Annotated in this window: 14 protein-coding genes and 1 pseudogene; 9 read left to right on the top strand and 6 right to left on the bottom strand. The window is 60.1% G+C overall.

All coding sequences use genetic code 11. The features are described from left to right. Positions 1-357: 357 nt before the first annotated feature. Positions 358-1,203, bottom strand: coding sequence for an oxidoreductase (locus ACYZTW_RS14405; RefSeq protein WP_462005435.1), 846 nt, complete (start codon positions 1,201-1,203; stop codon positions 358-360). Positions 1,204-1,317: 114 nt separating this feature from the next. On the opposite strand from ACYZTW_RS14405, the gene ACYZTW_RS14400 reads away from it, so the two are divergent. Beyond that, positions 1,318-2,235: a LysR family transcriptional regulator gene (locus ACYZTW_RS14400; protein ID WP_462005434.1), complete on the top strand. Its 918-nt coding sequence runs from the start codon at positions 1,318-1,320 to the stop codon at positions 2,233-2,235. A 231-nt stretch (positions 2,236-2,466) separates the two neighbouring features. Here ACYZTW_RS14400 and ACYZTW_RS14395 read toward each other — a convergent pair. Both ACYZTW_RS14395 and ACYZTW_RS14390 read right to left on the bottom strand, forming a co-directional pair. Next, positions 2,467-2,580: pseudogene (locus ACYZTW_RS14395) on the bottom strand (transmembrane sensor/regulator PpyR); the annotation flags it as partial. Between the two features lie 29 nt (positions 2,581-2,609). Then, complete coding sequence (locus ACYZTW_RS14390; protein ID WP_462005433.1) at positions 2,610-3,968, bottom strand: XAC2610-related protein; 1,359 nt, start codon at positions 3,966-3,968, stop codon at positions 2,610-2,612. A gap of 180 nt (positions 3,969-4,148) precedes the next feature. Here ACYZTW_RS14390 and ACYZTW_RS14385 point away from each other — a divergent pair, with 180 nt between their 5' ends. Both ACYZTW_RS14385 and ACYZTW_RS14380 read left to right on the top strand, forming a co-directional pair. Continuing rightward, on the top strand, positions 4,149-4,652 hold the full coding sequence (locus tag ACYZTW_RS14385; protein ID WP_462005432.1) for a VOC family protein: 504 nt from the start codon (positions 4,149-4,151) through the stop codon (positions 4,650-4,652). Between the two features lie 35 nt (positions 4,653-4,687). Beyond that, positions 4,688-5,521 (top strand): AraC family ligand binding domain-containing protein, encoded by an 834-nt coding sequence (locus ACYZTW_RS14380; RefSeq protein ID WP_462005431.1) that lies wholly within the window; start codon positions 4,688-4,690, stop codon positions 5,519-5,521. Here the strand turns inward: ACYZTW_RS14380 and ACYZTW_RS14375 are convergent. Further along, the gene (locus tag ACYZTW_RS14375) at positions 5,518-6,102 is read right to left on the bottom strand and encodes a LysE family translocator (RefSeq protein ID WP_462005430.1); all 585 of its coding nucleotides are present in this window, start codon (positions 6,100-6,102) and stop codon (positions 5,518-5,520) included. The two genes, ACYZTW_RS14380 and ACYZTW_RS14375, sit on opposite strands and share 4 nt — an antisense overlap. Before the next feature lie 170 nt (positions 6,103-6,272). Between ACYZTW_RS14375 and ACYZTW_RS14370 the strand changes: the two genes are divergently transcribed. The 5 genes from ACYZTW_RS14370 (at position 6,273) to ACYZTW_RS14350 (ending at position 10,429) form a co-directional block, all read left to right on the top strand. Beyond that, the gene (locus tag ACYZTW_RS14370; protein ID WP_462005429.1) at positions 6,273-6,893 is read left to right on the top strand and encodes a LysE family translocator; all 621 of its coding nucleotides are present in this window, start codon (positions 6,273-6,275) and stop codon (positions 6,891-6,893) included. Between the two features lie 223 nt (positions 6,894-7,116). Continuing rightward, the gene (locus ACYZTW_RS14365; protein ID WP_462005428.1) at positions 7,117-8,199 is read left to right on the top strand and encodes a bifunctional transcriptional activator/DNA repair enzyme AdaA; all 1,083 of its coding nucleotides are present in this window, start codon (positions 7,117-7,119) and stop codon (positions 8,197-8,199) included. 42 nt (positions 8,200-8,241) lie between these two features. Beyond that, positions 8,242-9,054, top strand: a complete 813-nt coding sequence (locus ACYZTW_RS14360; protein ID WP_462005427.1) for an isocitrate lyase/PEP mutase family protein — start codon at positions 8,242-8,244, stop codon at positions 9,052-9,054. A 4-nt stretch (positions 9,055-9,058) separates the two neighbouring features. Then, complete coding sequence (locus ACYZTW_RS14355; RefSeq protein WP_462005426.1) at positions 9,059-9,676, top strand: DNA-3-methyladenine glycosylase family protein; 618 nt, start codon at positions 9,059-9,061, stop codon at positions 9,674-9,676. Positions 9,677-9,940: 264 nt separating this feature from the next. Further along, positions 9,941-10,429, top strand: coding sequence for a GFA family protein (locus ACYZTW_RS14350; protein WP_462005425.1), 489 nt, complete (start codon positions 9,941-9,943; stop codon positions 10,427-10,429). On the opposite strand, the gene ACYZTW_RS14345 is transcribed toward ACYZTW_RS14350, so the two are convergent. Continuing rightward, positions 10,426-11,034, bottom strand: a complete 609-nt coding sequence (locus ACYZTW_RS14345) for a MiaE family protein (protein WP_462005424.1) — start codon at positions 11,032-11,034, stop codon at positions 10,426-10,428. The two genes, ACYZTW_RS14350 and ACYZTW_RS14345, sit on opposite strands and share 4 nt — an antisense overlap. A 204-nt stretch (positions 11,035-11,238) precedes the next feature. On the opposite strand from ACYZTW_RS14345, the gene ACYZTW_RS14340 reads away from it, so the two are divergent. After that, positions 11,239-12,102 (top strand): universal stress protein, encoded by an 864-nt coding sequence (locus ACYZTW_RS14340; protein ID WP_462005423.1) that lies wholly within the window; start codon positions 11,239-11,241, stop codon positions 12,100-12,102. 94 nt (positions 12,103-12,196) lie between these two features. Here the strand turns inward: ACYZTW_RS14340 and ACYZTW_RS14335 are convergent, their stop codons facing one another. Then, entirely contained in the window at positions 12,197-12,667 is a 471-nt protein-coding gene (locus ACYZTW_RS14335; protein ID WP_008149863.1) for a DUF1289 domain-containing protein, read from the bottom strand. Between the last annotated feature and the right edge of the window lie 167 nt (positions 12,668-12,834).

Below are 12,834 nucleotides of genomic sequence, written 5' to 3'. Positions count from 1 at the left end.
AGCCGAGCTTGCTCGCGATGAACGATAACGCGGTGTGTCAGACCTGACGCCATCGCGAGCAAGCTCGGCTCCTACAGGGGCGGCGTTATCCTTTCAGCTAAGCGCAATTTGCCGGGCGAGACGGGTTCATCGACCACCGGTCACACAAAGAAGACTGAAGCAGCTCGCTCTGTGTAGCAGCTGCCGAGCCTGCGAGGTGTGGTGAGGGGATTTATCCCCGTTGGGCTGCGAAGCGGCCCCTGTTTTTCCAGCCACACCGCGTCCAATGGATTACGACGGCTTCGCCGCCGAACGGGGATAAATCCCCTCGCCACAGCCTCGCGGGCTCGGCAGCTGCTACATAGAGCGGGTGGGGGCTTAGAAGTCGGTGGACACCGACAGCTCGCGCCAGGCGTTCAGCTCGCCGGTGACGAAGGCGTTCTTGGCTTCGATGTAAGTCACCGAGTCCGTGCCCAGCGGCAGGCGCAGCGGTGGTTGCTCGGCCTCGACCAGGATGATCATCGCCTGAGCGAGTTTTTCCGGGTCGCCTGGCTGTTGCTGATTGACGGCTTTGGCCACTTTACGCATTTCACCGGAGGTCGACGCGTAGTCGACAATTGTTTCAGGGGACTCGACCAGAGAGTTGCTGTCGAGGAAGTCGGTGCGGAAGTAACCCGGCTCGACCACGGTGACCTTGACGCCCAGCGGCGCCAGCTCGCCGTGCAAGGCTTCGCTCAATGCTTCGACGGCAAACTTGGTCGAGCAGTACACACCGTAACCCGGTGCCGACTGATAACCGCCCACCGAAGAGATGTTGATCACATGGCCACTGCGAGCGGCACGCATGTGCGGCAGGACGGCGCGAGTGACATTCAGCAAGCCGAAGACGTTGGTTTCGTACACGCGCCGCACTTCGTCGGCGCTGGCCTCTTCCACCGCGCCGAGCAAACCGAAACCGGCGTTGTTGACCAGCACGTCGATGCGCCCGAAGTGTTCAATGGCGGCGTTGGCCACCGCAGCGCCCTGAGCTTCGTGGGTCACATCAAGGGTGGCTGCCAGCAAGCCTGGCTGCTCGCCAAAACGCTGGGTGATGCTGCTGGCGTCACGGGCAGTGGCTACCACGGCGTCGCCATTGGCCAGCGCGGCGGCAGCGATCTTGGCGCCGATGCCGCGAGAAGCGCCGGTGATGAGCCATACACGCTTGAAGTTTTGGGAAGTGGTCATGATCGCGAATCCTTGTAGGCCGTTGGGGTAAGCACAAGGTACGCAGGAACATTGGTCGGAAAAAAGCCCTCGTGTTACAAGCACTATGAAACGCTCTTTCATAATGGCGCCTGTATGAATCACGACCCTTTCGACGGCTTGACCGAGTTTCTTGCGGTCGCCGAGCACAAAAGCTTCACCCTGGCCGCGACTCGGCTAGCCGTTACACCCACCGCCGTCAGCCATGCGATCAAACTGCTGGAACGGCGCACCGGCGTGCTGCTGTTCCAACGCACCACTCGCCGCGTAGCGCTGACCGAAGCCGGCGCCAGTCTGTTTACTCGTTTGCGCCCGGCGGCAAGTGAAATCGATGAAGCCCTGGCGGTGCTCAGCGGTTTCCGTGATCAGCCCATGGGCACGTTGCGACTCACCGTACCGCGATTGTCCGGCACCCTGTTGATGGAACCGCTGATTCCGCTGTTCCGGCAGGCCTATCCGCAAGTCACCCTCGATATTTCCCTGGACGATGCCACGGTTGACCTGATGGCCGGCGGCTTCGATGCCGGGATTCGTCTGGGAGAGTCGATTGAAAAAGACATGATCGCGGTGCGCCTCACACCTGACCTGCAATGGTCGGTGGTGGGCTCCCCGGCATACTTCGCCAAGGCTGGCAAACCGCTCATCCCGGAAGACCTGACCCGGCATGAATGCATCGGCTTTCGCTTCTCGACCTCAGGCAGCGCGCACCGCTGGGAGTTTCGCCGCGAGGGTCGGGACTTCACCGTGGGCGTCGAGGGCGGCGTGATCGTCAATGACCGCAGGCTGTTAGTGGCGGCTGCTCGCAGCGGTTCGGGCCTGGCGTATGCCTGTGATCTGGAGATTGCCGACGAGTTGGCGGATGGGCGGCTGGAACGGGTGCTGCAGCCCTTTGTGCCACTCAGCTCGGCGTTATACCTGTACTTTCCCAGTCGCACCCAGACACAGCCGAAACTGCGGGCCTTTATCGATTTGGCCACCCGGTGGATCGCCGAAAAAGGAGGGCTGGGCCGTTAATGCCGATCAGTTAAGCCATTTCAGCCGCAACGCAAACCTTGTAGCAGCTGGCGAAGCCTGCGTTCGGCTGCGAAGCAGTCGTGAAATAAGACGATGCGGTGTTTCAGGAAGACCGCAAACGCAGGTTTTACGACTGCTTCGCAGCCGAACGCAGGCTTCGCCAGCTGCTACGTATCGCGTTTTGGCTTAACTGATCGACATTAGGCCTGGGCCGTCGCTGAACCTTCGCCGTCAGGCCACAGCGCCAACCAGATTTTTTCCCAGCCGATGTTGCGCCAGCAGACGCATCACATAGCCGATTTTGAGCAAGGTCGGCCCGATGATGGTCATCGCATGCATCGACATCGACCCTATGAAAAGTCATTACGACTACATCAGGGCTGTTTCACGTAAGCCGCGCTGTACTTCTGATACTCGCCGAAACCGGTCACTTCTGCGGCGCCATTGAGCAACTGCAGGCGAAAGAGCGGATCGCCCTCGGGGTCCAGCGCGATGACGAGGTTGCCGGCGAGCAATGGATATTGATGATGGACTTCAACGGGCGGATCCTTGAGCTGAAAAATGCTCAGGTTGATGTCCGCCACCTCGGGGCCGTTGTCGGTCCCCGGTAATACTTTGACGGTCAACTCGCCGACACGCTGATCCTGGACATTGCTCACGAGGTAGCGCCCTTCACGTTGACTGTCAGCAACCCGCTCAAGCTTTTGCGCGGCGACCTTGAACGCGGTCGGCCGCACATTGATGCTTAATTGACGGGAACCGTTGATCCACGTGCCGGTCTGGCTGCCCTGCTCGTTCGGCGTGCCTTCGACGAACCAGTTGCCGATCATCTGACCATCGTCGTCCAGCTCACGCAGAACGATTCCACCATCTTCGTAGGTATTGCCCACCAGCCGGATCGGTTGACCGCTGCCGGTCTTGCTGTAGCGAACTTCGCCAACATAGACATCACCCTGAAGTTGCCACCAAAGCTCAACGGGGATCTTGTCATCGAGGGTACCGCGCAACATGACGGGTGCTTTACCCACGGGACCCTCGAGGCGACGACGCTCCGCCCACTGACCTGACTTCAGTTCACGATCGGTAACGTCCACATAGCCAGAAGGCATGAACGGGTTGGCTTCCGACGGCTTTTGCACCACCTCTGTTTTCTCGGCCACCTTCACAGGGCGGTTGTCCTGTATTTGCCAGGTCGCGCTCTGGCGCCAGCAGCAACCGCTTTTGGACTGGGTATGCAGGCGCTTGGTGACCGGGTCGATCTCGAACATGCCCAGATTTGCGTCACGGGTCAGCGCGGAAAAGGACGTGCTCAACACGAGCGTCGGGCTCTCGGGATCGAACAGATAGATGTCGTAGGAAGGACCGCCATAGCCCGCATCATTGCCATTGCGTACGGCAAGATCTTGCTGTCCGTCGAAATTGAAATCGCCGAACAACAGCAGGCTTTGATCGGCATACGCCAGGTTCCGGTCGAACTCCGAAGCTTTGCGACCTGGCTTGAACAGGGCGAACGCTTCGGCGGACTCGATGCGCTGCAGCACCTGCCCGCCGGCCCTTTCGCGCAACGTAATCAGCGCAGGAGCGCCGTCGAAAGTCTGGGTGGGCGGCTGCGCAAACAGCACGTCGATGACGTATTTCTGCGCAGGGTCCGTGAGGTGATACGTCAGCGGTTCGGCGCTTACGGCAGCGGCAACCAGCAGACAGGAAACAGCCAATAAACGAGAGGCAACCATGATGCAGAGCGTCCTTGCGGCAAACCAGGTCGGCAAGTCTAGCGGCTATCGGGTCATGCCGACATCGTTGATTCCGTCGAAAGGAAACTCTTTCAACTTGTCGATCTACGGTACGGCCAGACGACCCGAGGCTGACTACGCTGAAAGTCCAGCCTGAACAATCCGTAGAGGAGCTACGCCATGCACCGTGTTCAAAAACTCACGCCCTGCCTGTGGTTCGACGATCACGCCGAGGAGGCCGCGAAGTTCTACTGTGCAATCTTCGATCATTCGAAAATCACCGCCACTACCCACTACGGCAAGGCCGGTCAGGAGATCCACGGCAGGCCCGAAGGCTCGGTGATGACGGTCAGTTTCGAACTGGACGGGCAGAGTTTTACCGGCCTCAACGGTGGTCCCGTTTTCACGTTCAATGAAGCGGTTTCATTTCAGGTCAATTGCCATACTCAGGAAGAAGTCGACCATTTCTGGGGGCGCCTGTCCGCGGGCGGCCCCATCGAGGCCCAGCAATGCGGCTGGCTCAAGGACAAATTCGGCGTGTCCTGGCAGATCGTACCGGTGGCCCTGATGGACATGATGAAAGACCCGGACACGGCAAAATCCCAACGCGCCATGACGGCGATGTTGCAGATGAAAAAACTCGACATCGCAGCGCTGCAACGAGCCTTTGACGGCGAGAGCTAATACACTTCGACGCTGACCTGCCGAGGACGCTGACCATGAAACCCGCCGTTGCCAAAGACGCTGACAAAGCCCCGCGCTTCTGGCGCGACGACGCCCTGCCCTTCATCGAAGCCCGTTCCATCGCCGACGGCCGCGAGGTCTGTTACACCCGGCATTCTCACGAGCACTTTTCCATCGGTGCGATCACGGCCGGGCGCAGTACCTACCTCCACGAGCAATCGGAATTTCAGGTCAGTGCCGGCACCGTGGTGCTGATGAATCCCGGTGATGTCCACGCCTGCAATCCCATCGATGACCAGCCGTGGTCGTACCTGATGCTGTACGTCGAGACACCCTGGCTGACCGATTTGCAGCACCAGCTCGGCTTCAGCCAAGACTTGGCGTTTCGCCGGTTTTCCATCACCCACACTCACGACAGCGACCTGTTTGCCGGCCTGAAAGGTTTGTACGACGTGCTGGTCGATGCGCAGCAAGACGTGCTGCGCAAGCAAAGCGCGGCCGTGGAGTTTTTCACCGACGTGCAGCAGCGGCTCAACCCGATCGATCAACCGCTGCGCGAGCCCAATTTCAAACTGGAGCGGGCGGCCGACTACATCCGCGACAACTGCACGCAACTGCTCAAGCTCGAAGACATTTGCGAGGCGGCTCAGCTATCGCCGTCCTACCTGATCCGTGCGTTCAAGCAGCATTACGGCATGACGCCCCACGCCTTTCTGGTCAACCGGCGCATCCAGTTCGCCCGCGATCAACTGCGCAGCGGCAAATTGATCGCCGATGTGGCGCTCGAAGCCGGGTTTGCCGATCAGGCGCATTTTCAGCGTGCCTTCAAACAGCATCTGGCGGCGACACCGGGGCAGTATCGCGGTTAAAACAACAGGTACGCCGCGCTCACCGCCAGCAGCAACGCCATGCTCCGATTGAACAGGCGCATGCCCGCCGGGTTACTCAGATAGCCGCGCAAAAACGTCCCGGCATAGGCCCAGCAGCCGACGGACAAGTAGCAAATCACCAGATACACCGCGGCAAACTGCCAGACCAGCCGCGCCTCGCCATCTGCCACAAAAGCGCCCATGCCGGCCACACAAGCCAGCCACGCTTTCGGGTTGAGCCACTGCATGACCGCGCCATACAGCATCGACGGCGCGCGGCCTGACTCCTTCGCATCCAGATGCCCATTGTCGGCGGCCAACTTGAAGGCCATGTACAACAGAAACGCCACTCCCGCCCATTGCACCACCTGCGTCAGCGCTGGCCATCGCTGCAACACTTCATGCAGCCCTAATCCCATCAACACCAACAACACAACGAAACCCAGCGTTGCCCCGGCCACATGCCGTTGACTGGCGCGAAAACCAAATTGCGCGCCGGAACTCAACGCCACGATGTTCACTGGCCCCGGCGTTATCGAGGCGACCAATGCAAATGCCGCCATGGAGATCATCAGACTCATCACAGACCCTCTTCACTTCAGTTGAACGAGGCCTCAAGGTAAAGAGCGACCTGATGACTGTATTGAACAAAATACCCCTCAGCTGTACCGCGACCGACGTCCACCACTGTATGGGTCAAGCCACCCAACGCCTGTGATAAAAATACCGCTCCTGCTTTTGGAGCCCCGTCATGGACCTCGCCACCCTCACCCTGTTTCTTCCCGCCTGCTTCGCCCTGAACATGGCACCCGGGCCGAACAACTTGTTGTCGGTCAGCAACTCGACCCGCTACGGCTATCGCACCGCCTGTGTCGCCGGGATCGGTCGACTGCTCGCGTTCGCCGGCATGATCGCCCTCGCGTCGGCGGGGCTGGCGGTGGTGCTGCAAACGTCGGAGTTGTTGTTCTACGGGATCAAGATTGTGGGGGCGGCGTATCTGCTTTACCTCGCCTGGCAATTGTGGCGCGCGGATCCCGGGGCGGAAAACGTGGTGGCGGGCGCGCCGGTGGGGATGCTGGCGTTGGCGCGGCAGGAGTTTCTGGTGGCGGCCGGCAATCCGAAAGCGATCCTGATCTTCACCGCGTTCCTGCCCCAGTTCGTTGACTCGACCCACGCCGTATCGCCGCAATTCGCCGTGTTGGGCGCGTTGTTCCTGGTACTGGAATGGATCGCCATCGGCGCCTACGCCTACATGGGCCTGCACATGCGCCGCTGGTTCGCCGAGCCCCGGGGCAAGCGGCTATTCAATCGTTGCTGCGCGGGATTGTTGTCAGCGGCGGCTTCGGTGTTGCTGATGGCGCGACGGGCCTGAATGTGGGAGCGAGCCTTTGTGGCGAGGGGATTTATCCCCGTTGGGTCGCGAAGCGGCCCCAAATCGCATTCATGAGCTGACGTCTGCTACGCAGCCGAACGGGGATAAATCCCCTCACCACAAAGGCTCGCTCCCACATTGGTTAACCATCAATGATGAACAACATAAATTCTCTGTCGATTTTCCGGTGGAGGCGTTGGGCGACGCGTCTTATGCTCATTCCATGAACCTACAAAACGCTTTGCTTCCGCCCCACGCCGAGATGGTTCGCGCCATGCTCGAACGAGACACCGCCTACGAGGGGGTGTTCTTTACCGCGGTCAAAACCACCGGCATCTTCTGTCGCCCCAGTTGCACGGCGCGCAAACCGAAGCCGGAGAACGTCGAGTTCTTCGCCCATGCCGATGAGTGCATGTCGGCCGGCTACCGCGCTTGCCTGCGCTGCAAGCCTCTGGACGCGGCGGCCATTGCACCGGACTGGGTGCAGAAGCTGCTCAAATCGGTGGACGCCGACTCCGAGCAGCGCTGGACCGATGCCCAGTTGCTGGCCGAAGGCATCGAACCGCTGAAGCTGCGCCGCTGGTTCAAGCAGCATTTCGGCATGACCTTTCACGCCTGGCTGCGCACCCGACGCCTCGGCATGGCGTTGGGCGGGATCAAACAGGGCGATTCCATCGACAACGCGGCGTTTGACTCGGGTTACGAGTCCCTGAGCGGGTTTCGCGATGCGTTTCAAAAGTCCTTCCACATCACACCGGGTCGCGCCGCCAACAGCGAGCCGCTGCTGTTCACTCGCCTGACCACACCGCTGGGGCCAATGATTGCCATGGCCGAACGACGCGGGCTGGTACTGCTCGAGTTTCTTGATCGGCCAGCGCTGACCAAGGAAGTCGAAGCGTTGCAGAATCGATACGGCTATGCGGTCGCGCCAGGACATAACGCGCATTTGCAGCAGATTGAAGCCGAGCTGACGCAGTATTTCGCCGGCAAACTCACTGACTTCAACGTTGCACTACACTTGCCGGGCAGTGATTTCGCCCGACAGGTCTGGGCCGAACTGGCGAAGATCCCGTACGGCCAGACCAGCACCTACGGCGCCATCGCGGCGCTATTGGGCAAACCCGGCGCCAGTCGCGCCGTGGGCCTGGCCAACGGGCATAACCGTCTTTCGATTGTTGTGCCCTGTCACCGGGTGATCGGCGCGGACGGCTCGCTGACCGGCTATGGTGGAGGACAACCGCGCAAGGCGTTCTTGCTCAGGCTGGAAAAAGCGGCGGTGCAGATCACGCAACCACTCGCATTCTGATGACTTGCAGGTTTCTCAAAAAGTCATAAGGAAGGACATTCGATGGACACGCTCGACAACCAATTTCACCAGTTGCACCAGGATGGCCTGCTGATTCTTACCAACGTCGCCGATGCCACCGGCGCGCGAATCGTGGAGCAACTGGGCTGCAAAGCCGTTGCCACCAGCAGCGCGGCGGTGGCCTGGGCTCACGGTTATCCGGATGGCAATGCCCTGCCCCTTGAGCGTCTGATATCAACGGTCGAGTCCATCGCCCGGGTGATCTCGGTGCCGTTGACCGTGGACATCGAGGCCGGTTATTCCGATGACCTGACGCGGGTGGGCGACCTCATCGAGGCGGTGATTGCCGCCGGGGCCGTCGGGATCAATATCGAGGACGGTGCCTCCGCGCCCGAAATACTGGTGCGCAAGATTGAAATCGCTCGGCAGGTTGCCAGCCGCCGAAATGTGAAGCTGTTCATCAACGCCCGCACCGATGTGTACCTCAAGAGCCTGGTGCCCGCCGAAGACCGCGTGGCCGAGACGCTCAAGCGCGCCGCGTTGTATCAGGCGGCCGGTGCCGATGGGTTGTTCGCGGCTGGCGTCACGGCAGAGTACGAAATCGCTGCGCTGTGCCAGGGCACCACACTGCCAGTCAACGTTCTCGGCCTACCGGGTCTGCCGTCGCCGGAAGCGTTGAAGGCCCTCGGCGTACGCCGTTTGAGCGCAGGTTCACGCATCGCCGAGTTTCTGTACGGCGCCATGAGCGCACTGACCAAGAGCTTTCTGGAAACAGGGACACTCGACAGCCGTGATCTGAAGGCCTTCACCTATGGCGAAGTGAACGCCCTGTTGGCGCCGTCCGGGAAAGCTTGACCCCATGCCCGACGCCTATCTGCCCGCCACCGAGTTTCTATCGTCCATCGACGAAGATTGGCGTCGCCACATCGCCGCCATCGGTCCTTGCCTGCATCAGCCCCATGCGGCTCGCGATCCTTATGAGTCGCTGGTGCGGGCGATTGCCTACCAGCAACTGCATGCAAAGGCCGGGGATGCGATTGTCGGTCGGTTGCTGGCGTTGTTTGGGACGGGCGCGTTTCCGAAGCCTGAACAGATCGTCGCGACTGAGTTCGATCAACTGCGCAGTTGCGGATTTTCCGCCAGCAAGATCGCGACCATTCAGGGCATTGCCCAAGCGGCGCTGGACGGTGTGGTGCCGGATTACGCCACGGCACTGGCCATGGAGGATGAGGCGTTGATTGAGCGCCTGATCACCCTGCGTGGAGTTGGGCGCTGGACGGTTGAGATGTTGCTGATTTACAGCCTGGAACGGCCGGATATTTTACCGGCCGATGATTTTGGCGTGCGTGAGGGGTATCGGCGGCTCAAGGGGTTGGAGGTGCAGCCCAATCGCAAGCAGATGATTGAGATCGGGTTGGCGTGGAGTCCATACCGGACGGTGGCTTCCTGGTATTTGTGGCGGATGACTGGCAAGTAGACCGCGTTATCGTTCATCGCGAGCAAGCCCGGCTCCAACAAGGGGCAACGATCCCCTGTAGGAGCCGAGCTTGGTCCGGGCGGCGATCCGACGATGGCGGCGGCACATTCACCACAAATCCAACGCCCCATCACCCGCCCTTATCCACCATGACGTCCCCCCAAACCCGGTGCATGTGGACCGGCGATGCGATTCTCGTACCGGTCGAGGGGTGCTGAAGGTCTAGGCTGTTTTGGGTAAACCCATGTCTCGTCGGAGGTTCCCATGCAGCTCGAAGGTTCCTGCCATTGCGGCGCAGTGTCGTTCAGTTTGACCAGCGCCCACCCCTATCCGTATCAGCGTTGCTACTGCTCGATCTGCCGCAAGACTCAGGGCGGTGGCGGGTATGCGATCAACCTGGGCGGCGGTGCCGAGAGCCTGAAGGTTCGCGGCCGCAAACACATCGCGATTTATCACGCACGATTCAAAGAAGAAGGCGATAAACGCGCCCACAGCAGCACCGCCGAGCGGCATTTCTGTTCTCTCTGTGGTTCAGGCTTGTGGCTGTTCAGCCCCGAATGGCCGGAGCTGATTCACCCGTTTGCCTCTGCCATCGATACTCCGCTGCCGGTGCCACCGGAGTACACGCACTTGATGCTCGGTTCCAAGGCGCCGTGGGTGGAAGTCGATGCACATCCAGGGGATCAGCAGTTCGACGTCTATCCCGAAGAATCCATCGCCGAGTGGCATGAGCGCCTGGGTTTGAGCCGTTAAGCCCGTACTGGCACACCGCTGTGGAAACGAAATTCCACGTCCGGTGATTCGATCAGCTCCTGCTCGGCGGCGCGGACTTTGTCGATCACATGGGCGATGTCCTTGGCGTCACCGTACTGGTAGGCCAGTTTCAGGTAACCCTGGAAATGCCGGGCCTCGCTTTTCAGCAGGCCGAAGTAGAACTTGCCCAGTTCTTCGTCCAGATGCGGCACCAGCGCCTCGAAACGCTCACAGCTGCGGGCTTCGATAAAGGCGCCGACCACCAGGGTGTCCACCAGTTTGACCGGCTCGTGGCTGCGCACCACTTTGCGCAGGCCCGAGGCATAGCGCCCGGCGGACAGCTGACGCAGCTCGATCTTGCGCTTTTTCATCAGGCGCATGACCTGTTCGTGGTGCACCAGCTCTTCCCGGGCCAGACGCGACATCAGGTTGATCAGATCGACGTGGGAGTGATACTTGGCAATCAGGCTCAACGCGGTACTGGCGGCCTTGAATTCGCAGTTCTTGTGATCGATCAGCAGGGTTTCCTGATCAGCCAGCGCGGCCTGAACCCAGCCATCGGGGGTGCGACAGCCGAGGAACTCGTGAATTTCGGGAAGGATCATGCGTTCACTTCCAGCAGGACGGCGACGATTTCGGGCTTCAGTAGCATGGGGCTCACGGACAATGGACTCGGCGAAGGGCGCCGATTATACCGGCCTGCCGGCAGACCACCAGCCGCGACCGTTGATATACATCAAGTCCCGAATGGCCGGCCAGCAACTATAGTTGTCCAACGCAGTATTTTTTACTTCATGGAGATCCCGATCATGCAAGCCATTCGCAGCATTCTGGTGGTCCTCGAACCTGAACACTCGGAAAGTCTGGCGCTCAAACGGGCCAAACTGATTGCCGGCGTGACCCAGGCTCATCTGCATCTGCTGGTCTGCGACCGCAAGCATGACCACAGCGGCATGTTGGGCGTGCTCAAGGCCGCGCTGATCGAGGACGGCTACAGTGTCACCACAGAGCAGGCCTGGAACGAAAGCCTGCACGAAACCATTGTCGATGTGCAGCAGGCTGAAGGCTGCGGACTGGTGGTCAAACAGCATTACCCCGACAGTCCGCTGAAAAAAGCCCTGCTGACCCCGGCGGACTGGAAACTGCTGCGTTTCTGCCCGACGCCGGTGCTGCTGGTCAAAACCTCGAAACCGTGGGCGGGCGGGGTCATTCTTGCGGCGATCGATGTCGGTAATACCGACGCCGAACACCGTACGCTGCACGCCGCCATCATCGATCACGGCTATGACATCGCCAGCCTGGCCAAGGCCCATTTGCACGTGGTCAGTGCCCATCCGTCGCCGATGCTGTCGTCCGCCGATCCGACGTTGCAGCTCAGCGAAACCATCGAGGCGCGCTATCGCGAACAGTGCAAATCGTTTCAGGCCGAGTTCGACATTGATGACGAGCACCTGCATATCGAGGAAGGTCCGGCGGATGTGTTGATTCCGTTCATGGTCCACAAGCTGCAGGCGGCGGTGACGGTAATCGGTACCGTGGCGCGGTCGGGGTTGTCAGGCGCGTTGATCGGGAATACGGCGGAGGTGGTGCTGGATGCGGTGGAGAGCGATGTGCTGGTGCTGAAGCCAGATACGATCATGGACCATCTGGAGGAGATCGTGACCCAGCATTGAGGGTTGCGGCGCCAGTCAGATTGACTTCGCGAGCAGGCTCGCTCCCACATGGGATTGCATTCCAACTGTGGGAGCGAGCCTGCTCGCGAAGCTTTTAACCGCCGAAGGCGTCCTTGAGGAAGCCCGGCGCAATGTAGCGCTGGTAATGCGCCTCGGACAGCAAAAAGAACTCCCGATCAATGGCGTCCCGCAGCTCCGGCAGGTTCCAGTCGCGAAACTCCGGCATTAACACCATGCCATACGCTTCCAGGTTGTTGATGACCCGCGCGCCCCGGGCGATCAGCTGATAAGCCCAGCAGTATTCCGACTGATGCGGCACAAAGCGGATCTTGCGCTGCTCCAGCTGCAGACGCAGGCGCTGGGGATCGAACACTTCCAGCTTGCTGGCCATCACCTGGGACAGCAGCAGCTCAAGACGCAGCCACACCGCGCGCTTTTCTTCCTCGTTGTAACCATTCCAGTTGATTACTTCATGGTGGAAACGCTTGCAGCCACGGCACACCAAATCACCGTAAACAGTGGAGCAAAGGCCGACGCAGGGGGTCTTGATGGTCTGATTGGGCATAGGTTGGGAAAGCACGGGAAAGCAGAACAGGTCGGCATGTTAGCCCTTTGTCTAACATTCATCACCCCTCAATCTTGAGGGGCTAACTTACGTTTATATTTTTTTTGCCGTAGAATCAGCCAGCCTTTTAAGGCGCCAATGTCCGTTAGAAGCTGTTTTCAAAGCGT

It is taken from the genome of Pseudomonas sp. LB3P25, assembly GCF_054897985.1.
Note: the sequence above shows the minus strand (reverse complement) of the source record. Positions and strands in the feature narration are given on the sequence as shown.